21 protein-coding genes and 1 pseudogene are annotated in these 25,341 nt (G+C 34.9%); 11 read left to right on the top strand and 11 right to left on the bottom strand.

The window, feature by feature from the left end; all coding sequences use genetic code 11:
- The first annotated feature begins 260 nt into the window (after positions 1-260).
- On the top strand, positions 261-635 hold the full coding sequence (locus COD11_RS16955; RefSeq protein ID WP_098798087.1) for a hypothetical protein: 375 nt from the start codon (positions 261-263) through the stop codon (positions 633-635).
- 49 nt (positions 636-684) lie between these two features.
- Here the strand turns inward: COD11_RS16955 and lpdA are convergent, their stop codons facing one another.
- The 5 genes from lpdA to COD11_RS16930 all read right to left on the bottom strand — a co-directional run bounded on the left by lpdA (position 685) and on the right by COD11_RS16930 (position 6,816).
- A complete protein-coding gene (gene lpdA, locus COD11_RS16950; RefSeq protein WP_098798086.1) occupies positions 685-2,097 on the bottom strand; it encodes a dihydrolipoyl dehydrogenase in 1,413 nt (470 codons plus the stop codon).
- Positions 2,098-2,100: 3 nt separating this feature from the next.
- Entirely contained in the window at positions 2,101-3,411 is a 1,311-nt protein-coding gene (locus COD11_RS16945; protein WP_098798085.1) for a dihydrolipoamide acetyltransferase family protein, read from the bottom strand.
- Between the two features lie 49 nt (positions 3,412-3,460).
- A complete protein-coding gene (locus tag COD11_RS16940; protein ID WP_098798084.1) occupies positions 3,461-4,438 on the bottom strand; it encodes an alpha-ketoacid dehydrogenase subunit beta in 978 nt (325 codons plus the stop codon).
- 3 nt (positions 4,439-4,441) lie between these two features.
- Positions 4,442-5,557 (bottom strand): pyruvate dehydrogenase (acetyl-transferring) E1 component subunit alpha, encoded by a 1,116-nt coding sequence (pdhA, locus tag COD11_RS16935; protein WP_098798083.1) that lies wholly within the window; start codon positions 5,555-5,557, stop codon positions 4,442-4,444.
- Between the two features lie 602 nt (positions 5,558-6,159).
- A complete protein-coding gene (locus COD11_RS16930) occupies positions 6,160-6,816 on the bottom strand; it encodes a YkyA family protein (protein WP_098798082.1) in 657 nt (218 codons plus the stop codon).
- A gap of 452 nt (positions 6,817-7,268) precedes the next feature.
- Here COD11_RS16930 and COD11_RS27595 point away from each other — a divergent pair.
- Both COD11_RS27595 and def read left to right on the top strand, forming a co-directional pair.
- Positions 7,269-7,349 (top strand): annotated as a pseudogene (locus COD11_RS27595) (YjcZ family sporulation protein); the annotation flags it as partial.
- A gap of 242 nt (positions 7,350-7,591) precedes the next feature.
- A complete protein-coding gene (def, locus tag COD11_RS16920; RefSeq protein ID WP_098798080.1) occupies positions 7,592-8,146 on the top strand; it encodes a peptide deformylase in 555 nt (184 codons plus the stop codon).
- Between the two features lie 52 nt (positions 8,147-8,198).
- On the opposite strand, the gene COD11_RS16915 is transcribed toward def, so the two are convergent.
- Positions 8,199-9,122, bottom strand: coding sequence for a DMT family transporter (locus tag COD11_RS16915; protein WP_098798079.1), 924 nt, complete (start codon positions 9,120-9,122; stop codon positions 8,199-8,201).
- A gap of 407 nt (positions 9,123-9,529) precedes the next feature.
- Between COD11_RS16915 and COD11_RS16910 the strand changes: the two genes are divergently transcribed.
- Complete coding sequence (locus tag COD11_RS16910) at positions 9,530-9,739, top strand: DNA-dependent RNA polymerase subunit epsilon (RefSeq protein ID WP_098798078.1); 210 nt, start codon at positions 9,530-9,532, stop codon at positions 9,737-9,739.
- Positions 9,740-9,744: 5 nt separating this feature from the next.
- A complete protein-coding gene (gene rnjA, locus COD11_RS16905) occupies positions 9,745-11,412 on the top strand; it encodes a ribonuclease J1 (protein WP_098798077.1) in 1,668 nt (555 codons plus the stop codon).
- 43 nt (positions 11,413-11,455) lie between these two features.
- Here rnjA and COD11_RS16900 read toward each other — a convergent pair whose 3' ends face one another.
- Positions 11,456-12,118: a potassium channel family protein gene (locus COD11_RS16900; RefSeq protein ID WP_098798076.1), complete on the bottom strand. Its 663-nt coding sequence runs from the start codon at positions 12,116-12,118 to the stop codon at positions 11,456-11,458.
- 329 nt (positions 12,119-12,447) lie between these two features.
- Here COD11_RS16900 and COD11_RS16895 point away from each other — a divergent pair, with 329 nt between their 5' ends.
- The gene (locus tag COD11_RS16895) at positions 12,448-13,509 is read left to right on the top strand and encodes an AbrB family transcriptional regulator (protein ID WP_098798075.1); all 1,062 of its coding nucleotides are present in this window, start codon (positions 12,448-12,450) and stop codon (positions 13,507-13,509) included.
- A gap of 104 nt (positions 13,510-13,613) precedes the next feature.
- On the opposite strand, the gene recQ is transcribed toward COD11_RS16895, so the two are convergent.
- Positions 13,614-15,752, bottom strand: coding sequence for a DNA helicase RecQ (gene recQ / locus COD11_RS16890; protein WP_098798074.1), 2,139 nt, complete (start codon positions 15,750-15,752; stop codon positions 13,614-13,616).
- Positions 15,753-15,972: 220 nt separating this feature from the next.
- The gene (locus COD11_RS16885; protein ID WP_176551124.1) at positions 15,973-18,300 is read right to left on the bottom strand and encodes an immune inhibitor A domain-containing protein; all 2,328 of its coding nucleotides are present in this window, start codon (positions 18,298-18,300) and stop codon (positions 15,973-15,975) included.
- Positions 18,301-18,877: 577 nt separating this feature from the next.
- On the opposite strand from COD11_RS16885, the gene mreBH reads away from it, so the two are divergent.
- The 3 genes from mreBH (at position 18,878) to COD11_RS16875 (ending at position 20,562) form a co-directional block, all read left to right on the top strand.
- The gene (mreBH, locus tag COD11_RS16880) at positions 18,878-19,885 is read left to right on the top strand and encodes a rod-share determining protein MreBH (RefSeq protein WP_098798072.1); all 1,008 of its coding nucleotides are present in this window, start codon (positions 18,878-18,880) and stop codon (positions 19,883-19,885) included.
- Positions 19,886-20,132: 247 nt separating this feature from the next.
- Entirely contained in the window at positions 20,133-20,270 is a 138-nt protein-coding gene (locus tag COD11_RS26945) for a protein YkpC (RefSeq protein WP_162987284.1), read from the top strand.
- A gap of 25 nt (positions 20,271-20,295) precedes the next feature.
- Positions 20,296-20,562 carry a hypothetical protein gene (locus COD11_RS16875; RefSeq protein WP_141549700.1) on the top strand — a complete coding sequence of 89 codons (267 nt, stop codon included), beginning with the start codon at positions 20,296-20,298 and terminating at the stop codon, positions 20,560-20,562.
- 71 nt (positions 20,563-20,633) lie between these two features.
- Here COD11_RS16875 and COD11_RS16870 read toward each other — a convergent pair whose 3' ends face one another.
- Positions 20,634-21,800, bottom strand: coding sequence for an acyl-CoA dehydrogenase family protein (locus COD11_RS16870; protein ID WP_098798070.1), 1,167 nt, complete (start codon positions 21,798-21,800; stop codon positions 20,634-20,636).
- A gap of 173 nt (positions 21,801-21,973) precedes the next feature.
- Between COD11_RS16870 and COD11_RS16865 the strand changes: the two genes are divergently transcribed.
- Both COD11_RS16865 and COD11_RS16860 read left to right on the top strand, forming a co-directional pair.
- Positions 21,974-23,206, top strand: coding sequence for an aminopeptidase (locus tag COD11_RS16865; RefSeq protein WP_098798069.1), 1,233 nt, complete (start codon positions 21,974-21,976; stop codon positions 23,204-23,206).
- Between the two features lie 129 nt (positions 23,207-23,335).
- Entirely contained in the window at positions 23,336-24,259 is a 924-nt protein-coding gene (locus tag COD11_RS16860; RefSeq protein ID WP_098798068.1) for a CobW family GTP-binding protein, read from the top strand.
- 54 nt (positions 24,260-24,313) lie between these two features.
- Here COD11_RS16860 and COD11_RS16855 read toward each other — a convergent pair whose 3' ends face one another.
- The gene (locus tag COD11_RS16855) at positions 24,314-25,228 is read right to left on the bottom strand and encodes a ketopantoate reductase family protein (protein ID WP_098798067.1); all 915 of its coding nucleotides are present in this window, start codon (positions 25,226-25,228) and stop codon (positions 24,314-24,316) included.
- Positions 25,229-25,341 lie beyond the last annotated feature (113 nt).

The raw sequence follows: 25,341 nt of genomic DNA, 5'->3' as shown, positions 1-25,341 counted from the left end.
ATCTTTTGACACTACCTATCAATTCTTATGCAAAAACATAAGATTCTTTCAGGGATTTTGAAACTTAATCTTAATTTTTTGTATAGAAACTTCATTATATTTTTCATTTATGTAACAAATAGATGACAACAGGAAGAAAATTGAATTATTATGATAAAATGTGTTTAATTTAGATACATATTTTTGAATTTTATAAGTGAAATTCTGACATAAATAATTATTTCGTTCTATTTTATTCTATTAAAAAGAGGTGGACATGGATGAAAAGATCAATACTTATTGCCTTCATCATACCAGTCATTGTTCTTTCTTCATGTGAAAATTTGCTGTTTTCAGAAGGTCCCTTAAATGAAGATATTCCACAAGACAAACAACTAGTGTTTTTTTCCGATGATGAAAATATTCAACGTGAAGCAGTCTATTATGATGCCTTATTGGACATTAAAAAGAATTTTCCAGAGGAATTTGAGAATATGAAAATAATCTCAGAGAAAACAGATCATAATCAATTCGAAATTGAAACTTTCCCTTCGCTTCTTGTTATTGATAAGAAACAAGTTTTAGTACAAATCGAAGGAACCGTTGTTTCAAAAGAAGATATATTAGAGCCTGTTTCAAGCGCTCTATCGAAATAGAAATAAATACATGCAAAAAGGCTGACTATAATAGTCAGCCTTTACTTTATTATTTTACGATATGGATTGGACTACCAATTGCAACTTCAGCAGCTTCCATTGTGATCTCACCTAATGTTGGGTGAGCATGAATTGTCATTGCAATATCTTCTGCTGTCATACCAGCTTCAATTGCTAATCCTAACTCTGAAATCATGTCTGAAGCACTTGGTCCAGCGATTTGTGCACCAATTACTAATCCATCTTCCTTACGAGTTACAAGTTTTAAGAAACCATCAGTATTGTTAAGTGATAACGCACGACCATTTGCAGCAAATGGGAATTTAGAAGCATTCACTTCAATGCCTTCTTCTTTTGCTTGAGCTTCTGTGTAACCTACAGAAGCTAATTCTGGCTCAGAGAATACAACAGCAGGAATAGCTAAGTAATCAATCTCTGCTTTTTCTCCAGCAATTGCTTCTGCAGCAATTTTACCTTCATAAGAAGCTTTATGAGCTAAAGGTGGCCCCTCAACAATATCACCGATTGCATAGATGTTTGGAATGTTTGTACGGCATTGTTTATCAATTTTGATAACACCTCTATCCGTCATTTCAACACCAACTTGCTCTAAACCAAGTTCATCAGTGTTTGGACGGCGTCCTACCGTAACTAATAAGTAATCAGCTTCAACAGTTTTTTCTTCACCGTTTACTTCAAATGTTACTTTAACACCGTTGTCTGTTTCTTCCACACCTTTTGCCATTGCTTTTGTGTGAATTTCAACATTTCCTTTTTTCTTTAGGTTACGTTTAACAATCGCACTCATTTGTTTTTCAAAACCAGCAAGAATTTCGTCAGCAGCTTCGATAAACGTTACTTCAGTACCAAAATTAGCATACGCTGTACCAAGCTCAGTTCCGATATATCCGCCACCGATTACAACAAGCTTATTAGGAATTTCCTGAAGGTTTAATGCACCTGTAGAATCTAATACACGCTTAGAGTATTTGAAAGCAGGGATTTCAATTGGACGTGAACCAGTTGCGATAATTACATTTTTAAATTTGTAAGTTTGTGAAGACGTTTCGTCCATAACTTTTACAGTTTCGTTATCAACAAAGTATGCTTCACCACTAACTACGTCAACTTTATTACCCTTAAGTAATCCAGCTACACCGCCAGTTAGTTTTTTCACAACACCTTGTTTAAATTCTTGGACTTTTGAAAAGTCAACAGTTACGTTTTCAGCTTTGATACCCATATCTTCAGAGTGTCTAGCTTCTTCATAACGGTGTCCAGCAGCGATTAGCGCTTTTGAAGGAATACAACCAACGTTTAAACAAACCCCTCCAAGTGTTGCTTTTTCAACTACTGTTACTTTTTGTCCTAGTTGTGCAGCGCGGATTGCTGCAACGTATCCGCCTGGACCTGCTCCTATGACAAGAGTATCTGTTTCAATTGGGAAATCTCCTACTACCATCGATTACGCCTCCATTAAAATTAATTGTGGATCGTTAAGTAAACGCTTGATGTGGTTAAGAGCATTTTGAGCTGTAGCACCATCGATCATTCTGTGGTCAAAGCTTAATGATAAAGCAAGAACCGGAGCTACAACAATCTCTCCATCACGAACAACAGGTTTTTCTGCAATTCGTCCAATACCTAAAATAGCAACCTCTGGGTGGTTAATTACTGGAGTGAACCATTGACCACCTGCAGAACCAATGTTAGTGATTGTGCAAGAAGCACCTTTCATTTCATTTGGTGCAAGCTTACCTTCACGCGCTTTTGTAGCAAGTCCGTTAATTTCATCAGAAATTTCAAACACAGATTTGCGCTCTGCATTTTTTACAACTGGTACTAGAAGACCTTTTTCAGTGTCAGCAGCAATACCAATGTTGTAATAATGCTTTTGAACAACTTCTTCTGTTTTGTCATCAAGTGAAGTATTAAGTACAGGATACTTTTTAAGTGCTGAAGTAAGAGCTTTCACTACGTACGGTAAATATGTTAACTTAATACCCTGCTCTGCTGCAACATTTTTAAATTGTTTTCTATGAGAAACTAAATTTGTTACATCCACTTCATCCATTAAAGTTACGTGTGGAGCAGTATGTTTTGAGTTAACCATTGCTTTAGCAATAGCTTTACGGATTGGACTCATTTTTTCACGAGTCTCTGGGAATTCACCCTCTGGAATTGCTTGAGCTGCAGCTGGTTGAGCTTGTTTCTCTTCTTTTGCAGCTGGTGTTTCTTCTGTAGTAGCTGGTTGAGCAGTAACTCCTCCACCTTGTAAGAATGAATCAACATCCTCTTTTAATACACGACCATTTTTACCGCTACCTGAAACTTGACGAATATCCACATCTTTTTCACGAGCATATTTACGTACAGAAGGCATAGCAATAACACGCTTAGAAGGATCTACCTCTACTTCTGCAGGTGCAGCAGCAGGTGCTTCTGTTTTCTCTTCTGCAGCTGGTGCAGGTTCAGCTTTTTCTTCCTTCTTAGGCTCATCATCACCATGGTCACCTTTGAATTTTAGGTTTTCGTAACCAGGTGCATCAAAAGTAATAATTGTTTGACCAACAGTTGCAACTGTTCCCTCTTCTACATTTACTTCTGTAACTGTACCTTTAACTGGTGATGGGATTTCAACAACCGCTTTATCATTTTGAACTTCAGCAAGGACATCATCTTCTTCAACCTTGTCGCCTGGTTTAACGAACCACTTTACAATTTCACCTTCGTGGATACCTTCACCAATATCAGGCAGTTTAAATTCAAATGCCAAATCATTCAACCTCCTATAATTATGTTAAAAATTCGTTTTGAAGTATTAATTAAAATTCAAGAACTTTTCTAGCAGTTTCTAAAATATCTTTATAAATTGGCAACCAAATATTTTCCGCTTCAGTAAATGCGTATACAGTATCAGGAGCAGCAACACGCAATACTGGTGCTTCTAAGCTTAAAATTGCTCTTTCAGTAATTTCAGCCACTACATTAGCCGCAATACCTGCTTGTTTTTGTGCTTCTTGAACGACAATTACACGACCTGTTTTTTCAACAGATGCAATAATTGTTTCAATATCTAACGGGCTGATTGTACGTAAGTCAACAACCTCAACAGAAATACCTTCTTTTTCTAATTCATCCGCAGCCTTTAATGATTCATGAACCATTGCTCCGTAAGTAATAATTGAAAGATCTGTACCTTCACGTTTTACATCAGCTTTACCAATTTCGATCGTATATTCTTCTTCAGGAACTTCCTGACGGAATGAGCGATATAATTTCATGTGCTCCAAGAATACAACTGGGTCATTATCACGAATAGCAGAGATTAAAAGTCCTTTTGCATCATAAGGTGTTGAAGGAATAACAACTTTAAGTCCAGGCTGTTGTGCAACAAGACCTTCCAAGCTATCAGCGTGAAGCTCTGGTGTATGTACGAATCCACCAAATGGGGAACGAATTGTTACTGGAGCAGTCCAATGTCCACCTGAACGATAACGCATACGAGCTAATTGACCATTTAATGAATCCATTACTTCATAAACGAAACCAAAGAATTGAATTTCCATAACTGGACGGAATCCAGTTAAACCGAAACCAACTGTTAGTCCACCAATACCAGACTCAGCAAGTGGTGTATCGAATACACGGTCTTCTCCAAACTCTTTTTGAAGTCCTTCCGTCGCACGGAATACCCCACCGTTCACACCAACGTCTTCACCATATACAAGGACGTTTTCATCATTTTTTAATTCGGTGCGTAATGCATCAGTGATGGCTTGAATCATTGTCATTTGTGCCATGGATTATTTCGACTCCTTTGCTTTGTAAATTTCATATTGCTCTTTTAGGTTATAAGGCATTTCTTCGTACATGATTTCCATCAAGTCCGTTACCTTTTGTTTTGGATATTTATCAGCTTTTTGAATAGCATCTTTAATATCTTCTTTTGCTTGTTCAATTACTTTATTTTCTTCTTCTTCGTTCCAGATTCCTTTGTCCTCTAAGAACTTACGGAAACGAACTAATGGATCTTTAGCTTCCCACTCATTTTCTGTTTCTTTTGTACGGTAACGTGTAGGATCATCACCAGCCATAGTGTGTGGTCCATAACGGAATGTTAATGTTTCAATTAATGTAGGACCTTCTCCGTTAACTGCACGCTCACGAGCATCACGAACTGCAGCATAGACTGCTAATGGATCCATACCATCAACTTGAACACCTACGATACCTGCTGCAACTGCTTTTTGTGCAATAGTTTGTGCTGCAGATTGTTTTTCAACTGGAGTTGAGATCGCATAGCGGTTATTTTGTACAACGAAGATTGCAGGAGCTTTATATGCACCAGCAAAGTTAATACCCTCATAGAAATCACCTTGTGATGCACCACCATCACCTGTATAAGTGATCGCAACAGCTTGTTTGCCTTTCTTCTTAAGACCTAATGCAACACCAGCTGTTTGAATGTATTGTGCACCGATGATAATTTGTGGAGATAAGCAGTTAACTCCTTCAGGCATTTGGTTACCATGGAAATGTCCACGAGAAAACAAGAATGCTTGATATAACGGAAGACCATGCCAAATGATTTGTGGAACATCACGGTATCCAGGTAAAATCCAATCTTCTTTTTCTAAAGCATATTGAGATGCAATCTGAGAAGCTTCTTGTCCTGCAGTTGGAGCATAGAAACCTAAACGCCCTTGACGGTTTAATGAAATAGAACGTTGATCTAAAATACGTGTATAAACCATACGACGCATTAATTCTTTTAATTGATCATCACTTAATTCTGGCATTGCCGCTTCATTTACGACTTTACCTTCTTCATTTAAAATCTGGAATGTTTCAAAAACCTTAGAAATAGCTTCAAACTGTTTCTTACTGTCTACAACAGCGCCTTTTGTTTTTGCAGCCATTTTATAACCTCTTCCTTTCCATTTTAAGAGTGTTGTTCAATCCCTATTGAGAATTGAACTTCAAAAGTATTAGTAAGAGAATTCCAATATTCACAGCAATAGGTTACCCTAAAATCTTATGGATGACACAATTTTTTTGAATTCGACTTTTCTTACCTTTATACCACTCACGAGATGTATAAAAACGTTCTCTATGTATGGTTTGGTGGTCTGTTTAGCCCACTCTGTATTAGTTTAAATTTAAAATAAACTGATACACATTAACAATTCATTTACAAGTTTACACCAATGTTTTCACGCCCGTCAATCAGTTTATATCTATAATAGTTAAAGAATAATAAATTTTATCCTTAATCATTTTACTTGTTTCTTCAAACTGTATTATCACAAATACAAACACTGTAACATTGTTTGTAATACAGTTTTATATAACAACTTGTATTTATTGTATATACTCGACACTTTTCACCTTCTCAAACACTGCGTTTTCATATTTTAGCTAATAATTTATTTAGCTTTAAATGAATACCATTAAGGAATAAGAGAAACAACAGTGCACAAAAAAGAACCTCCCAAGAGGAAGGTTCTTCATAAGCATAGCATTATTCACTTTTTTCAACATTTAAATTGGCTTCTTCATAAAACTTTATTTTTAAATCATTATATTGTTCAGTTAGTTTATTAAATTCATTATTTTGTTCCATAACAGATTGATATGACTTATTAATTTTATCTATTTGTGTTTCCAACTGCTCCATCTCCAAATCTTCCTTTTGAAGCATTGAATACAGTTCTTTGTCTAAAGAAATTGATTTTTTGTAGTTTTCATAAAGTTTTTCGTATGATTTATATCGTTCTTCCATTGTAGACTTAAGCTCTTGTGCAGATTGTAACAGTGTCTCATCCTTAATTTTTTCGATTTCTTCATTAACTTCATTGAATTTATCTTTCGAAGACATAATACTGTCATATTCCATTTGTATTTTAGATTCTCGTTCCTCTACTGAAGTTAAAGCTTGTTTAGATAAGGAAACAACTTGTTCAAATTCTTTCATTCCCAAATCCATAATCTTACTATAGAGGTCCGCTTCCTTCTTTTCGAGTTCGAGTAATGGCTGCTGTTGTTCTTTAAATGAATCTTCTAATGTAACAGCTTCCTCCAAAATCGTATAAATCTTTTCTTCTGGCGCAGGACCGAAGCAGCCAGAAAGTAAAAACAATAATATTATAAACAAAACGTAATTACTTTTTCTTAGCATCAGAATGTATATCCTCCTAACTTACAGACATTTCTACTATAATTGGTCTAACATATTTTCTCAATAGGTTTTGAATATATATTTGGAATTATTTGGATGGAATCCACTTTTCCAATTTTTGTATTTATTATTTACATTCATATGAGCCTGTCTTAGTTTTTAGACCATTATTTCTTGTGGTTTTCAGAGAGCATTTCTCAAAACCAATCATAGGGGTATACAAAGGAGGTAAAGTATCTAATAACATCAGTAATCAACTGCTCCTTAGGAAAGTTAGAGTCAATTTAATCATATCTAGGCTAATGTCTATACACTTTTGAACTACTTTCATACAGTGTACTATACGCCAAAACAAAGGGCGTAATCATCATGAGGAGGTCGTTAGAATGCATTATTATGATTGCAATTACGGGTGTGGAAATTATGGTTACGGATATGTTGCACCAACAGCTGGATATGGAAACAGCTTTGCGTTAATCGTTGTATTGTTTATTTTACTAATTATTGTAGGTGCAGCTTACATCGGCTATTAAAAATATAGGTAAGAAATATGTCAAAGGGCTAACAATTTCCCACTGTTAGCCCTTCGATTATTATGTAATCCCAAAATCTTTTCGATTTCTGCTATTTCCTATATAATCTTATAGTATAATACAATGAAATTATATCTAGTTTATATATACATAATGATTTTGAGGTTGTAATAACTTAGTTTGTCTGCCTTAGTCATTCACTTATTAAATACTTTTGCTTTATGTTCAAAGGAGTGTTTACCATGATAACAATGGAAGATATTATAAGAGAAGGTCATCCAACTTTAAGAGAAGTGGCGAAGGAAGTTACATTACCTCCTTCTGATGAGGATAAAGAAACTTTATCTCAAATGATCCAATACGTAATAAATAGTCAAGATCCGGAAATTTCTGAGAAGTACGGATTACGCCCAGGTATAGGACTTGCAGCTCCTCAAATTAATGTATCAAAAAGAATGATTGCTATTCATGTTGTTGATGAAAAAGGAAACCAGCACAGTTATGCTCTATTTAATCCAAAGATTGTTAGCCATTCTATTGAGAAAAGCTATTTAACTAGCGGTGAAGGCTGCCTTTCGGTTGATCGAGCAGTTCCAGGCTTTGTTCCTCGTTATGCCCGAATTCGCGTTAAAGCTACAAGCCTTGAAGGAAAGAATATTGATATTAGACTAAGAGGTCTATTGTCCATTGTTTTCCAGCATGAGATTGATCATTTAAATGGAGTTATGTTTTATGATCATATTAATGGAGATCACCCGTTTCAAGAACCTGAAAATGCAGTTCCAATTGAACGTTAAAGAAGGGATATACTCCCTTCTTTAGTTTGTCTATGAGTGTTTTTTCTTCACTTTAATGTTTACTCTCTATTGAAGTATTAATACTGCTTTTTTTCGCCAATTTAGCTGAGCTTAAATAAACTCCAGCAAAAACAAACAATAAACCTAAAATCATATGTGGAGAAATACCTTCCCCAAGTAATAAATACCCCCATAACATTGCCGTAATTGGAACGATATAAGTTACCAGCGAAGCAAATTCTGCACTACCTTCTTTAACCATATAATAGTAAAAAAGATAAGCAAATCCAGAACCAAACACACCTAATCCAATTAACGATATAAAAGTATGAGCCGAAAAAACTGATGGTAGATGAACAGATTCATTTAATAATAAAATAAATACTAAGCTGATCATTGTTGAAAAAAACAAAGTAACAATCGATACAATTATAATAGATAATTCCTGTAAATATCTTTTTGCCATTTGAGCGCCTAACCCATAACAAAATGTAGCAAAAAGCATCGTTCCTGCCCCAATAAAGTTTTCATTTATTAAGCTTTCAAAATCAAGATTCAACAAAATTAAAATACCAAAAAACCCAATTGAAACTCCAACCCATTGTCTCCCCTTAACAGGAATAAAGAAAAAGAGTGCCCCAATGACAATTGTCCATAATGGAGTAGTTGCATTTATAACAGAGGCAAGACTACTGGAAATCTTCATTTCACTCATAGCTATGAATGCAAAAGGAAGTGCATTATTAAAAAGTGCTACAAGAAAAAGCTTCAGCCACGGTAGACTTTTAAACCTTACTTTTCTCAACTCTTGCTTTTTAAAAACAAAAAGAATAATGAATAGTGTGATTGTGCCAAATAAACACCGCCAAAACACAACACCCCATGGCCCTAAATCTTCTACAAGGACCTTTATAAATAGAAATGACATCCCCCAAATCATACTTAAAATAAATAATGAACTATATAATTTTTTCATTTCAGTTTATCCTCCTGATGTGTAAAAAGCATGTTTTCAAACTAAGTGAAAATGAAGAAATTGTCAATTTCTTTCACATTAATTCCCATGAAAATATCACAAAAAATGACATATACTAAAACCGATAACATGAGGTCGGTAAATAAAAATTAGGTAGGAGGATTTTCTATGTTAAAAAAATTAAAGAAATCTCTTAGAAGACAGTGGAAACACTTAGTAAAGAGAAAAACAATCGCTTAATAAAGCCTATTCCAACTGGTGCCTATATTTTATTTTTAACTGTGAGTTATAGACTTATTTACCAAAAGTAGAGTCGCTCTTGCCCTATAGGCTTGGCTTGAATAGAAATATCGCATATAATAGAAAAAGTTAGTCTAACATTCGGAAGTTAAGGAGAGATTTGGTAAATGATTTTTAAAGTTCATTATCAAGATAAAATTACAGAGGTTCCTGTTCGCGAACGAACAAACACTCTTTATATTGAAGCAACAACTGAAGCAAATGTGAGATTTAAACTTAAAGAACGCGGCTATAATATTGAATTTGTCACTGCAGTTGATGGGGCATATTTAGAATATGAAAAGCAAAGCGAAAATTATAAAGTATTGGAGATCTGATTGTTATGAAATTTGTAAAAAATGATCAAGTTGCTGTCTTTGCATTAGGCGGACTTGGTGAAATCGGAAAAAACACGTACGGAGTACAATTTCAAGATGAAATCATCCTGATTGATGCTGGAATAAAATTTCCAGAGGATGAGTTACTTGGAATTGATTATGTCATTCCTGACTACACTTATTTATCCAAAAACGAAGATAAAATAAAGGGATTATTTATTACGCACGGACATGAAGACCACATTGGTGGAATTCCATATTTACTTCGTCAAGTAAACATTCCTATTTATGGGGGTAAGCTTGCTTTAGGTTTACTCAGAAACAAACTTGAAGAGCACGGACTTCTTCGACAAACTAAATTAATCGAAATTCAGGAAGATGATATTATTAAGTTCAGAAAAACATCTGTAACCTTTTTTAGAACAACTCATAGTATTCCTGATTCATATGGTATTGTCGTTAAAACGCCACCTGGAAACATCGTACATACTGGTGACTTTAAATTTGATTTTACACCTGTAGGTGAACCTGCAAACTTAACAAAGATGGCTGAGATTGGTCGGGATGGAGTTCTGTGTTTACTTTCTGACAGTACAAACAGTGAGATTCCTACCTTTACGATGTCAGAGAGACGTGTCGGTGACAGTATACACGAAATTTTCCGTAAGGTTGATGGTCGCATTATCTTTGCAACATTTGCATCAAATATACACCGCCTCCAACAAGTAGTTGAAGCTGCGGTTGCACACGGACGTAAAGTTGCTGTGTTTGGGCGAAGTATGGAGGCAGCCATACAAATTGGACAAGATTTAGGATATATTAGTTGTCCTAAAGATACTTTTGTAGATGCACATGAAATTAATCGTATGCCAGCTCATCGTGTGACAATTCTTTGTACAGGATCTCAAGGTGAACCAATGGCAGCTCTATCGCGTATCGCAAACGGCACTCATAGACAAATTCAAATTATACCTGGGGACAATGTTGTCTTCTCTTCTTCTCCAATACCAGGAAATACACTTAGCGTTAGCAAAACGATTAATCAACTGTTCCGTGCAGGAGCAGAGGTAATCCACGGACCACTTAACGACATTCATACTTCAGGTCACGGTGGTCAAGAAGAACAAAAACTTATGCTTAGATTAATGAAGCCAAAATACTTTATGCCAATACATGGTGAATTCCGTATGCAGAAGATGCATGCTAGACATGCAGTAGACTGTGGTGTTGAGGAAGAAAACTGTTTTATCATGGATAACGGAGAGGTTCTAGCAATAGGAGATAAAGAAGTTGGAATTGCTGGGAAAATCCCTTCAGGTAATGTTTATATTGATGGAAGTGGTATTGGTGATATCGGTAACATTGTCCTCCGAGACCGCCGAATTCTGTCAGAAGAAGGTCTTGTGATAGTCGTTGTAAGCATCAACATGAAAGACTTCAAAATCGCAGCAGGTCCAGATATTATCTCTAGAGGTTTTGTCTACATGCGCGAATCTGGTGATTTAATTAATGATGCTCAATCACTAATCTCCAAGCATCTGAACAAAATTATGGAACGTCGCACAAGTCAATGGTCCGAAATTAAAAATGAAATCACTGACACACTCGCTCCATTCTTATACGAAAAAACAAAGCGTCGCCCAATGATTTTACCAATTATTATGGAAGTTTAATTAAAAAAGCAGTACACCGATTGAAAAATCGGGTACTGCTTTTTTAGTCACCTAATAAACGTTTTTCGAAACGGTTAATATCTGTATCCGCACCAATAACGATTAATATATCATTTTTTTGAATAATTTCATTTGCTTGCGGAGAAACAATAATATCTTTTCCTCTTTTTACAGCAACAATATTGATTCCATATTTAGCACGAATATCTAAATCAATGATGGAGTTTCCATTAAGCCTGTCATTTGCAACAATTTCAACGATGCTATGCTCATCAGAGAGCTCTAAATAGTCAAGAACGTTGTTTGAAATAATTTTATGAGCAATTCTTCTCCCCATATCACGTTCTGGATGAACGATACGGTCAGCTCCAATTTTGGATAGTACTTTTTCATGATAATCATTTTGAGCTTTAACAGTAATATGCTTAACTCCTAATTCTTTAAGAATCAATGTGGTTAAGATACTCGCTTGAATATTATCTCCTATCGCAACAATAACATGATCAAAGTTACGGATACCAAGACTTTTTAACACTGTTTCATCTGTGGAATCTCCAACAACAGCATGTGAAGCAACGTTTGCAAACTCATTTACTTTGTCTTCATCTGTATCAATAGCCATTACTTCCATACCCTCTTCACTTAGAGCCCGACAAATACTGCCTCCAAAACGCCCAAGTCCAATTACCGCAAATTCTTTTTTCATCTAAAATCCTCCGCAATATCACAATAAATAGTTAGAAAACGCTTTAAGAAACCAAAATCCTTTTTATAAGCTACTACTATTAAAAATGTTATCACATATCAACTTTTTTTTACAGGACAACTCATGATTATCTTTTTGTTTTTATAAACCAAAATTTGTACAAAGATAAGCCTGATGACCTTAAAAAATTTCACGGACTTTATGATAAAATAGAAAGACTGGTGTAGTAACAATAAAAAACCGCATGACGAAAGTCAGTGAATAACAGTGTAAAAATTAAAACATATTTTAACAGAAAATTAGTAAACAAGTAATGTGGGAGGAATAGAATGAGTACAAAACTACCCAATGTCATATTTCCCTACATAATCGGAACATTTGGAGGGTTTCTATTTTATCTTGCTCATCTCCCTCTAGCTTGGATTTTAGGTCCTATGACTTTTCTAATAATATGGCGATCACTTTTTAAAAAAATAAGTACATTTATACAACCGAGTTTTTTTAAAAACGGTTCATTTATGATTTTAGGAATATCATTTGGACTTTCATTCACAAAAGAAACCTTTGTTCTTGTAGGTCCATACGTGATTCCCTTTTTACTTACAACAGTTTTATTAATTTTTCTTAGCGTTTGTAACGGTTTAATCATTAGTAAACTTGTTAACATCGATCGAAACACGAGTATTTTTGCTTCTATTCCCGGTGGATTAACAGAAATGGTTGCCGCTAGTGAGGCTGTTCATGCAAACTCTTCATTAGTTACCATCTTTCAAACTGTAAGATTATTAACAGTTGTCTTTTTGGTCCCATTTACAATACTACATATGTTCGAACCCTCGTCTTATTTACAAACAACAACACTTTTAGCACAAAGTGATATATCAATATTTTCATATAGCTGGTATTTCCTTGCAGGATTTGTAGGTTGGGGGCTTAGAAAATTCTTACCTGCATCATATGTAATTGGTCCTCTTTTAACAACTGCCTCATTGAAGATTATAGGTATAGAATTACCCCTTTTTCATGATTTATTTATGATTTTTGCTCAAATATCAATCGGTGTTGGATTTGGACTTATGATCACATTTAATGATCTTAAAAAGGGTGGAAAATACTGTGGCTTGTATTTTATTACAACAATGATTCTTATTGTAGCAAGCTTTGCCTTCGGTTATGTTTTCAGCTTTTTAACAGACCTAAACTTAGCAACAGCCATGCTTTCTCTTGCACCTGGCGGACTAGTTGAGATGGTTTTAACGGCGTCGTCAATTGGTGCTGATCCAGCGGTAGTTAGTTCCTTACAATTTATCCGTCTACTATTTATTATAAGTGTGGTCCCAAGTCTTTTAAAATTTAGCATGAACAAACTTCCATCAAAAAGTTTAAATTAGAAGAAATTCATATTAAAGACTGTCTTTACTATAAGATTAATATTAAACAGTTATGAAAAAAAGCTCACATACCTCAGTATCATTCCCGGGGATGTGAGCTTTTTTCACGAACTGATCACTTCTAGATTCAACTTACAAATTGCCGCTTTTATTTGAAAATAATTAATGCTAGAAGGTAACACTTCTTTTAAGGGCTTTAGCAATTCAGTATTCAATTCCTTAATTTTCTCTATGATTAAGTTCTCTTGTTCTTCGGTAAATATGCCTCTCCATTCAATCGGTTGTCCTTCTTCCACCGCTCGAATGATATGGTTTTGTACAGTGATTTCAGTAATTTCCCGTTGTATACTAATCTCATTCATCTTTAACCCATTCATATATAATTGATAGGTAACAAGATGACTAGGTGTCTTATCAGCCGATATTTGTGAATGTGATTTTTGTATCACTATTTGATTAAGTGGCTCTTGTTCAACTTTCATATAGTCACAAATTGCCTTAATAAATGGTTGTCCATAACGTTCAAGCTTTGTTTGAGCAACACCTTTTACTTCTAAAAACTCAGACTCATTAATCGGACATTTATTACTCATGTCTTTTAGGCTACTATCAGAAAATATAATATAAGGCGGTACTCTATGTTCAGAAGCAAGTTCTCTTCTTATATTCTTTAGTACTTCAAATAGTTCATCATTGCTTTCAATTGATGAAATCACTAGTTTTTCCTTCTTAAATACTGGCGTTTTATCAACTAATACAAGTAACCCCTTTTTACTAAGTTCGATAACAGGGTATTGAGCATTTGTTAAAGATAAATAACCTTCAGCAATTAAAAAATCAATAAATTCTACAATTTGTTTTTCTGTCTTGTTCTTCATTAACCCATAGGTTGATAATTTTTGAAATCCCATCTGAGAAATCCGCTTATTATTAGAACCCTTTAGTACTTGCGCTACAAGAGTTTTCCCGAATTTTTCGTTCATTCTTTTCACACAAGAAAAAACCATTAAAGCTTCAGTTGTTACCTCAATTTTTTCTCGTGTATCCTTACAATTCATGCAATTGCCACAATCTGCTTCCGCATTCTCTTCACCAAAATATTCAACAATATAAGATTGTAAACATTTTTCAGTATGACAGAGATCTACCATTTGCTGTAATTTTTGATATTCATGAACCTTCTTTTCATAACTTAGAGATGTTTGTTCTATTAAGAATTTTTGAAGCTGTATGTCTTGTCCAGCAAACAGAATCGTACATTCACTAGGCTCCCCATCCCGCCCGGCACGGCCTGCTTCCTGGTAGTAAGCCTCTATATTTTTAGGTAAATTATGATGAATGACATACCGAATATTGGATTTGTTTATTCCCATACCAAAAGCGTTTGTTGCAACCATAACATCAAACTCGTCATATAAAAATTGATCCTGCTGTTGTGCTCGCTCTTGTTCTGACATACCAGCATGATATTTCCCTGCCTTGAAGCCGCTTTTTTTAAGAAATTGAGATAATTCATCTACTTCTTTTCGAGTAGCAGCATAAATAATGCCAGCTTCATTTTTATTTGCTTTAATATATTTTTTAATATAGTCGCGCTTATTTTCACCTTTAACTACATTAAATGTTAGGTTTTCTCGGGAAAAACCAGTAACAAACGAATCCTCCTCTGATAAATCTAACAAATGACAAATATCAGCTATTACTTCTTTTGTTGCTGTTGCTGTAAGGGCAACGACAATTGGTTTAGTAGAAAGGTCCATTATCATCTTATTTATCGACCTGTAACTAGGTCGAAAATCATGCCCCCATTGAGATATACAGTGTGCCTCATCTACTGCTACCATAGAAATATTTAACGTTAATAAGAGGTCTCGAAACGAATTCGTTTCTAATCTCTCAGGTGCAATATAAACAATTTTATAAGAGCCATCTCTTAGCTCTGCGATTCGTTCATTTATGTCTGGAATGGAAAGACTGCTATTTATATAAGTTGATGGTATTCCAACACTTGTTAAAGCATCTACTTGATCTTTCATTAAAGAAATTAGTGGAGATATGACAACAGTAATACCATCCATCAATAATGCAGGCACTTGATAACAGATGGATTTCCCACCACCTGTTGGCATAATGGCTAGCGTGTCATGTCCCTCTAATATATTACGAATAATATCCACTTGGCCTTTTCGAAACGATGAATAACCGAAATAATCTTTTAACAACTTTTCAGCTTTTTGCAGCATTTAATCACCTTTGCTTTTATTTTACTTCTGTTTATACTAGTATAACACGTCTAAGCTTTATCTTTTTTTAGTAGATTTTACTTTTCAAAGGTTATTATGAAGTTTTACTAAAGTGAAAATTAAAATTCTAATGCCTATTAAACCATATAATACAATTTAACCTTTAAGGCAAAAAAAAATAACCCCTCTCTTTCAAAGAAAGGAAGGAGTTACTTGCTTTTTACTTATGAATCCAAACTGCACCTGCAGAATTGTCTTTCGCTTCACCAATAACCTCAAATTTCAAGCCATGGTTAGGAACAATTCGACCTGCATCTTTAATCGCAGTATTGTAATATGTTTCTGAATCATCAAACTTAGTATTTCCTTTCAAGCTTAGGAACTCATATGCTCCACGAGTAGGAGAATCAACGAAGAATCCTGGTGTTTTATCTAAAGAGAATGCCGCATCCGCAACTTGGTAGCGAGTACTTTGAGTAACCGTTTTTTGGCCATTTAATAATCCAAATACAGCCTCTGGATGTGAATCAACTACTCCAAGAAACCCTTCTCCCGGATGTACTCCAACCCAGTTATCCGTATAGCTTTCATCTGCATACCAAACAACTAAACCAGTATTATACTTAGCACCACGAGAGTATGCTAATGCTTTATCAGAACCAGCATAGTTTCTCCACTCTAAGTAGTAATGATTATTAGCTTGAGAATAGCCATTAGAAACAATGAAACCATCTAATGAAACTTTTGCTTCGCCTTCAGCATTATCTGTAAAGATTTCGTTACCGTCAGCTGTTACTGAAATATTATCAATCGCAAACCCATTCGGAGCTAAACCGCCATCAGTTACATATTCAAATACTAGTTTTACTTTTTTACCAGCATAATCGCTTAAGTCATACGTTTTTTCAACCCATTGACCATTTGTTGTTTCCATACCATCAGCAGTATTGTCATCACCAATAACATCTAGCACAGCTTCTGTGCCATCCTCTGTTATAGCCTTTACATATACATAATCATAGTCAAATTCAACTTCAAACCATTGTAATGCATTAAATTCTGCTGAAGTTGCACCTGTTAAATCAAATAGTGGTGTTTCTAATGCTGTATGAAGATCATCGCCTTTTTGGCTGTAGTAATAGTTTTCCCCACCATTCTCAGCTGGTAAAAACCCTTTTACATTTTTAGCTGGTAAGTTCACTTTTACAATACCAGGGTTATTTGATTTCGTTACACTTTGATCTAGGAAAGTCGCAATGCCGTTCTTTGTAATATCTGCATAATCAACCTCCATAATCTTCGCCCAGTTTCCTCCCATAACATTTTGGAAGAATTCCTTATTTTGAGGTGAGAAGCTTGTTGGAGCAGTTCCGGCGATGTTTCCATTCCAGCTTCCTCCACTCATAATTGACCAAGAAGCAACTGGCTCACCCTGACCAGTATATTGAGTGTCATACTCATCTGGAAGACCTAAATCGTGTCCAAATTCATGTGCGAATACACCAACTGCACCATCTTCAGGTTGGATTGTGTAGTCGAATGCAGCCATTTGACCACCCCAATAATCAACCTCCGCCTGTGTTTCAGCAATCGGATACACTCCGTTTAACGTCCATCTATGTGACCAAATGGCATCATCACCTAAAGTACCACCACCAGCTTCCTGACCAGTACCTGCGTGAATAATCATCAAGTGATCTACTAGTCCATCTGGCTCATTTTGATTTCCATCACCATCAAGATCATATAAATCAAATTCATCGTATTCGGCTAAATCAAGACCAGAAGCAACTGCTGCATTTAGCGCATCCTTAACAAGATCTCTAGGTCCTTTAGGATTAAGGTTATCATGCCCACCTTCAGGATTGTCATCACCATATTCTTTTGCAGTACCTGGTACAGTTAACCATTCTGAAACTGTTCCATCAACTGTGTAACTACCACCTGATTGCTCTTCATAATATTGTTTAAAGGTTTTAACTTTCTCTCCATTAAACAAGGTAAAGTCTTCATCACCAAACATTAACTTTTCATAATGCTCTTTATTAAAGTCATCCGCATACATGTAACCATCTTCTTGAACAACATTGTTATGCTTGAAATCTGCAAATTCTGTTAATAAAACCAAGACCTTATCTGAGCGAACTTCTCCGTTATATGGTGCTTGTTTAGCAGCATTCACTTTCACTGCACCATTAGGTTTACCTTTTTTGAAGTTTCCATGACCTTTATTTAGTTGTTTTGCTAGCTTGTCCTTTTGTTTTGTAAGGAAGTCTTTCGTTTTTTTATCCATCACTTCTTCATGAGAAGTTTTATGAGACACTTTACCGGCTTTTTCGCCTTCTTTTTTCTCAATATATTCTTTAACCTTTTTCTTTACTTCTGCAGCAGAAGCATTTTTAGAAATAACCCCTTGATCTTTCAATGCTTGTGCTAATCTCTCTTCAGGAACAATATTGTAATCAATTGGTGCTGACTCTAGTACAGGACTAGCAGCTTGAACATTTGACGCTACCGGCAAGTATGTACTGAACAATAGTCCTCCCATAATTACCGAACTAGCAGTAACCTTTAGCGCCTTTTTCAGCTGCTTATTTCGAGCTTCAATTCCTCTTCTTAACTTTCTCACTTTAATCCCCCTTCTTTTAATAGAAAGCATTGCAAGATGGAACTTTGTAACTTCAAAATACTTTTCTACTAAAAATTATTATAACTACATAACTATTATAATCTTTATATGAATATAATAAATAGTCCGAAAATTCTATTTTCTGAAAATTAAAATAAGTCCATTTTCCCAATACACAAAATGAAAATAGGTCATTTTACCCCTACTGCACACAGAGCAAAACCCCTTATAAATAAAGGTTTTTGTAAGATTTTCTACCAATAAAAATGTCCACTCATCAAAAACACATCCAAATTAGCAAATTTTCAACCTTAAATATATTCATTTTCACTTTAAAGCTTTTATTCAATAAAGATATTATATTTAAAAATCATCTAAACACTTATATGACAAAAAGATGACGATCTCTTTTCATATTGATAACAGCCCCCAAAAACCAACAATATTCAACAAATTCTATAAATAACGTTAATAAAGGAAAGAGGTTTTTTAGGTTATGTTTTCTACTACTGAAATTGGAATAGATTTAGGAACAGCAAATATCTTAGTTTACACAAAAAATAAAGGTATCATTTTAAATGAGCCTTCTGTGGTAGCAATAGATACAAGTACTAAAAAAGTATTAGCAGTTGGAACAGAAGCAAAAAGTATGATTGGAAAAACACCTGGACAAATCATTGCAGTAAGACCTCTAAAGGATGGAGTTATAGCAGATTATGACATCACAACGGATATGTTAAGACATGTCATGAAAAAGGCGTCAGGAAAGCTTGGTATGTCTATGAGAAAACCAACTGTTGTTGTTTGTACTCCATCAGGTGCTACATCAGTTGAAAGAAGAGCAATTCAAGATGCTATTCGTAGTTCAGGAGCAAAGCAAGTTCATTTAATTGAGGAGCCTGTAGCTGCAGCAATTGGAGCGGATCTTCCTGTAGACGAACCAATTGCAAATGTCATAGTAGATATTGGAGGGGGAACAACAGAAGTAGCCATAATCTCGTTCGGCGGAATCGTAACATGTCACTCAATCAGAATTGGCGGAGATCAACTTGATGAAGATATTATTCAATATGTTAGAAAAAATTATAATCTCCTAATCGGTGAGAGAACTGCTGAACAAATGAAAATGGAAATCGGCTATGCACTAATTAAGCACGAAAAAGAAACAATGGAAATACGAGGCAGAGATCTCGTAACAGGTTTACCTAAAACAATTAGTGTTTCGTCAAATGAAATGCAGGATGCAATGAAAGAATCATTACTTCATATTTTAGAAGCAATAAGAGCTACACTTGAAGACTGTCCTCCTGAGTTAAGTGGTGATATTGTTGACCGAGGAGTTATTCTAACAGGTGGTGGTTCACTAATGAAAGGGATACAGGAATGGATAAGTAACGAAATGATTGTACCTGTTCATATTGCTCCAAATCCGTTAGAGTCAGTGGCAATTGGCACCGGTAGATCACTCGCAGTTATTAATAGATTAGTTAAAGTAGCAAAATAATGCAAAAAGGAAACCAAATTAGGTTTCCTTTTTGTCTATATATAAAGCTTTAATATTAAACCCTTTTATCAAAATTTTATATTTACACAAAATTAACATATTTTTCAGCATCATTTCTCTTATTCTTGAATAAATTATATCTGGTTTAATAGTAATACAGTAATAACTTTGTATATTTTTAGCAGTTACCTGAAACTTTAATCAAACTCCATCCGTCTAATTATTGAATAGTAAGGGAGGTACATGTGTGAAAGACCTGAGCAGACGTATCATTATTAGTTTAACATTAGCTGTCATCATTATGGGGGGGATGAGTGTTTCTATGGCAAATATGCCTGGTAGCCCATCCCAAAATAACGAAATCGTTTCAGTTCAAGGTGAGTAATCAAAAAGAGAGGTTAACTAAAAAGATGAAAAATAAGGACATATCTAAATTCCAACAAATTATTCCATTTGTATTCCCGACTTTTGCTCTACTACTACTCCTAAGCGGTTTATTAGGTACTTATACGATCCCTGTCTTTGTCATCGTTTTACTTTTTGGTTTTGCGTATTCCTTCGTTTCCATGCTAACAAAAAGGGCATTAATTGGATCGATTATTAATCTCTATGTTACCGGTATATTAATATTCGGAGGAGCTTTGCTTTATATAATGGCTATAGCCTCAGGTGTATAAATGTACCCAAATAATACATAAGCATTCAAGAAAAAATCATTTCTTGAATGCCTTTTTTTATCATTAGACAATTACTCTCTAAATGCACGGTCACCTAATATTTTATATGTTATATCATCAGAAGGTGGGTTGTGTAGCCCTGCACGAACATCGCGGTAATGCCTTTGCAATACATTAGAGCTAAAGAGACTTTGCCCCCCTACTATCCTCATAGCTAAATCAACAACTTCAACAGCTGTATTTGTCACGACAGTTTTTGTAACTGCCAAATCATACGCTAAAGAATCACGCTCATTCTTACTTGCCAAATCCCATTTCTCAGCTGTTGAATACATGAGTGTTCGTGCCGTGGTTAACTTCACATCGATTTCAGCAACCTTTCTTCGTACTTCAGGCACATCTTTAATTGGATGAGTTAAGCTTGTTGGCTGATATGTTTTTGCAAATTCTATTGCTTTATTTCTTGCAGATATGGCAATGCCTATATAACAGGCTGGAATATGAAGAAGCCAGCCTTGTGCAGTAGGTCTTTCTTTCTTCTGTTTTCTTTCAACTAAAGCTTCTAATGGAACCTTGACTGCATTTAGTATAAGATCGTCACTTCTAGTCCCACGCATACCTAATGTATCCCAAGTTTCCTCAATTTCCACACCCTTTGCTTCTCTCGGAATTAAAAAGTCACCAATTTCCCCTGTTTCTTCAATTGTTGCGGGTACAATAAAATAATCAAGTGCCGGAGCTAGTGAAGTAAAGATTTTTTTACCATTAATGATCCAATGTCCTTCTTTTCGAATAGCGATTGTTTCAGGTTTACCGCCTCTTGCTGGACTTCCAGAGTTTGGCTCGGTTGCAGCACTGTTAATTAGTTTTTTTGAAGAAATTATTTCTTCACAGATTCTATTATAAGTATTTTCTTCCCATTTTTCCGTTTCTCTTAAATGCATAATTAAACCCAAATGCCACCCTAATGATAATGCTGTTGCTGCATCACCTTGAGCGATTTTTTCTTGAACTAATAAAAATTCGTACAAGGTTGCCCCTAACCCTCCCAAGTGATTCGGAATGGTGAAGTGTAAATATCCATTTTCTTTTAAACGATCAAAATTTTCAAAAGGAAATAAACCTTCTTTATCATAGCGGTCTGCACGTGTTTCAAATTCTCTTGCTAGCTTATCTGTTTTTAAAAGTATTTGCTTTTGATTTTCATTTTTTATAAATTGTTCATCTATATAATTCACGTTATCACCTCGTTATCCATATTGTAGTCATTTTACTTGTTAACTGAAAGTAATTTAGCTTATCAATTATGTTAACCTTTTCATTCTTCTATTTGTTTTGATAAAATGAAAGAGGAACTTCTTTAGGAGCTCCATTAATTACATATTCATCCTAGGATGAAGGAGGTTTTTTCTTGAGTAATTTCAATCAAAACTTAGAAAAATATGCTGAACTCGCAGTTCGTGTAGGGGTTAATATTCAACCAAACCAAAACTTAACAATTAACGCATCAACGGAGGTTCTTGAATTTGTTCGTCTTGTTGTCAAAAAAGCCTATGAAGCTGGTGCGCGTAATGTATATGTTGAATGGCATGACGATTTTATTACAAGAACTCGTTTTGAACTTGCATCTGAAGAAGCATTGAGTGATTATCCTGAATGGAAAGCAAAAGGCTTAGAAACATTGGCTGAAAATGACGGAGCTTTTATGTCAATCATTTCTTCAGATCCTGATCTTTTAAGTGGGATAGATCCAAAGAGAATCGCCGCTTCTACAAAAGCTGCTGGAATGGCACTGACAAAATACCGAAATTATTTACAAGCAGATAAGGCTAGTTGGACAGTAATTGCAGCACCTTCTAAGGAATGGGCAGCAAAGGTATTCCCTAACGAAAGTGAAGATAAACAAGTTGAAAAGCTTTGGGAAGCCATTTTCAGAACAACTCGTATTGATCAAGCCGATCCGGTTGAAGCCTGGAAACAGCACAATGATTCATTACATACAAAAGTAGATTACTTAAATAATAAAAGATACAAAAAACTTCACTATAAAGCTGACGGTACAGATCTAACTATTGAATTACACCCTACTCATACTTGGGTTGGTGCTGGTAGTGAGAACGAAAAAGGAAATTTCTTTATGGCTAATATGCCGACAGAAGAGGTTTTTACTGTGCCATTACGTAACGGCGTAAATGGTGTTGTTCAAAGCACGAAGCCTCTAAGCTATAGTGGTAATTTAATTGACAACTTCTCACTAACTTTTGAAGATGGAAGAATTGTTTCAGTAAAAGCAGAAAAAGGTGAAGCAGTCTTAAAGCAACTTGTTGAAACTGATGAAGGTTCACATTATTTAGGTGAAATTGCTTTAGTTGCTCATGATTCACCTATTTCACAATCAGGTATTCTTTTCTATAACACTCTTTTTGACGAAAACGCATCTAACCATTTAGCAATTGGAAACGGTTATGCATTTTGTGTTGAGGGCGGAAAGAAAATGTCTCGTGAGGAGCTTGAAAAAGTAGGTGTAAACTCCAGTCTTACCCATGTTGATTTCATGATTGGTGCAGCTAACATGGACATTGATGGTATTAAAGAAGACGGAACATCTGAACCAATCTTCCGCAATGGTACTTGGGCTTTCTAATTTTCAAATATGCAAAAAGGTCTGACTAAATATGTCAGACCTTTTAATTATGATAAGATAAAACTTGTATCAATTTTATAAACCATTAATAAAGGAAATATATAAAAAAAGCACGATAAGGAGTTTAACATGAAAAAGGTTGACGTATACATATTATCTGGTTTCCTTGGAGCAGGAAAAACGACACTTCTTCAAAACATTCTTACCCAGGAACATCAGAAAAATAGAAAAATAGCTGTTATTATGAATGAACTAGGAGAAACATCGATTGATTCTGATGCTGTTTCTAAGGATACACCCTTAAAAGAGTTGCTAAACGGTTGTGTTTGTTGCACAATCCAAGGTCAGCTTGAGGTTCAACTAAATCAAATGCTTCATGAATATGAGCTGGACGCAATCTATATTGAAACTACTGGGGTTGCCCATCCAATCGAGGTACTTGATGCATGTTTATCTCCTCTTTTTGCTGAAAAGCTGGATGTTAAGGGCATTATCACTTTAGTAGATGCAAAAAGATGGCAGGACCAAGAAAAGCTAAGCATTCAATTGCGTAAATTGTTAATAGAACAAGTAACTCACGCTGATATCGTTCTTTTAAATAAAACAGATTCACTATCTGAAAATGAAAAAGCAAAATTAGTGGCAGAAATTCAAGGGTTAAATCCAAACGGAAAATTATACATGACTGAGCATGCGAAGATACCACTCTCTTCTATTCAACCAAAACAATTAGGCGAAAAAAAACATCATGAACAATCACATGTTTCTAAGAACCTGCACGTACGAAGTTATGTTCATACCTTTACAAATCCAATTGATTTAGACCAATTTGAGAAATTTCTAAGGGAGATGCCTGATACTATTTACCGAATTAAAGGATATATAACCTTTTCTCATTCTACAGAGTCCTTTCTATTTCAATACTCTTATGGCATGCCGTTATATATGAAAGAGCAAATCAAAAGAAAACAAACTCTTGTTTTTATCGGAGAAAATCTAGATCATGAAACGCTTAAACAACAGCTCGCTGCAGTAGAAATTGCCACTAATTAACTCAAAAGGCAAGCATTACATTTTGTGTGCTTGCCTTTGTTCTATCAAAATCTCTTATTGTTTCCCATAGGTTTCAAGGTTTGCATAGACAATTTTCAGATAAGGAGTTTTCACTTTGTGTTTTTCTGCTTCAGAAAGTAGATAGCCTTGTAAATGATTTGCTTCAACTTGAAAGCCTTTTTCCATATCTCTTTGCATAGATGACTTCATCGTATAATCCATTTCTTTTACTCTATTTACCTGAACCTCTTCAATACCATCTACTATTGGTGCATTCATTTTACGCATAATAAAACCAATTTCAGCAAATAATCCTTCAATTATTTCTAAGCCATGTTCTGTTTTAAGAATTGGTCCGATGCTTGATCGAAATAACGAGGTAACACCTGATAATCCAGTTATAAACATATATTTATGCCACATATCCTGTAAAATTGTATTACTTCTTCTAATTGAAGCTTTAGTATGTGAAAATACTTCTTCTATTTTCATAATTCTTTCGGTTTCTTCTCCAGAAAGTTCTCCATATACTAATTCATGACTTGTGCTTGTTTGGATGATGGTGCCTTCTTCATTAACAGTAGATTCTACAAAGCAAAGGCCACCTATTATTTGTTCTTTTGCAAACATAGTTTGAAGTTCATAAAGATGTTTAATTCCATTTAACATTGGTATGATTGTCGTCTGAGTTCCAACAAATGGTTTAATGTCTTGTATAGCCTGATTAAAATGATACGATTTCGTACCAATCAAAATAACATCATATACTTCAATTTCAGATTCCATAGTTAAAACTGTTTTTGGTTGAAATGTGTAGTTCCCATGAATACTTTCTATTTTTAAGCCCTTTTCTTTTAATTGCTTTTGACGCCCTTCTCTTACTAAAAACGTCACATCTACACCTTTCTCATGAAGTCTCCCTCCAAAATAACCTCCTACTGCACCTGCACCAACTACTAAAACTTTCATTGTGTTCTCTCCTCTGTATTCTTATTTTGCTATAATAGAATCTTCTTATTAAAGTATAAGTAAGCGATAACAATTTGTCATGTTAAAAACTCTTCGCTATTAACTAGCTCTAC

It is taken from the genome of Bacillus sp. AFS040349 (assembly GCF_002577655.1).
In the GTDB taxonomy this organism is placed as follows: domain Bacteria; phylum Bacillota; class Bacilli; order Bacillales; family Bacillaceae; genus Metabacillus.
Note: the sequence above shows the minus strand (reverse complement) of the source record. Positions and strands in the feature narration are given on the sequence as shown.

Coding starts and splice junctions, on each gene's coding strand:
- rnjA (WP_098798077.1), top strand. CDS start 9,745: ATGAAATTTGTAAAAAATGATCAAGTTGCTGTCTTTGCATTAGGCGGA.
- recQ (WP_098798074.1), bottom strand. CDS start 15,752: ATGCTGCAAAAAGCTGAAAAGTTGTTAAAAGATTATTTCGGTTATTCA.
- COD11_RS16910 (WP_098798078.1), top strand. CDS start 9,530: ATGATTTTTAAAGTTCATTATCAAGATAAAATTACAGAGGTTCCTGTT.
- COD11_RS16940 (WP_098798084.1), bottom strand. CDS start 4,438: ATGGCACAAATGACAATGATTCAAGCCATCACTGATGCATTACGCACC.
- COD11_RS16895 (WP_098798075.1), top strand. CDS start 12,448: ATGAGTACAAAACTACCCAATGTCATATTTCCCTACATAATCGGAACA.
- mreBH (WP_098798072.1), top strand. CDS start 18,878: ATGTTTTCTACTACTGAAATTGGAATAGATTTAGGAACAGCAAATATC.
- COD11_RS16930 (WP_098798082.1), bottom strand. CDS start 6,816: ATGCTAAGAAAAAGTAATTACGTTTTGTTTATAATATTATTGTTTTTA.
- COD11_RS16855 (WP_098798067.1), bottom strand. CDS start 25,228: ATGAAAGTTTTAGTAGTTGGTGCAGGTGCAGTAGGAGGTTATTTTGGA.
- COD11_RS16900 (WP_098798076.1), bottom strand. CDS start 12,118: ATGAAAAAAGAATTTGCGGTAATTGGACTTGGGCGTTTTGGAGGCAGT.
- pdhA (WP_098798083.1), bottom strand. CDS start 5,557: ATGGCTGCAAAAACAAAAGGCGCTGTTGTAGACAGTAAGAAACAGTTT.
- lpdA (WP_098798086.1), bottom strand. CDS start 2,097: ATGGTAGTAGGAGATTTCCCAATTGAAACAGATACTCTTGTCATAGGA.
- COD11_RS16860 (WP_098798068.1), top strand. CDS start 23,336: ATGAAAAAGGTTGACGTATACATATTATCTGGTTTCCTTGGAGCAGGA.
- COD11_RS16885 (WP_176551124.1), bottom strand. CDS start 18,300: ATGGGAGGACTATTGTTCAGTACATACTTGCCGGTAGCGTCAAATGTT.
- def (WP_098798080.1), top strand. CDS start 7,592: ATGATAACAATGGAAGATATTATAAGAGAAGGTCATCCAACTTTAAGA.
- COD11_RS16955 (WP_098798087.1), top strand. CDS start 261: ATGAAAAGATCAATACTTATTGCCTTCATCATACCAGTCATTGTTCTT.
- COD11_RS16915 (WP_098798079.1), bottom strand. CDS start 9,122: ATGAAAAAATTATATAGTTCATTATTTATTTTAAGTATGATTTGGGGG.
- COD11_RS16875 (WP_141549700.1), top strand. CDS start 20,296: ATGAAAAATAAGGACATATCTAAATTCCAACAAATTATTCCATTTGTA.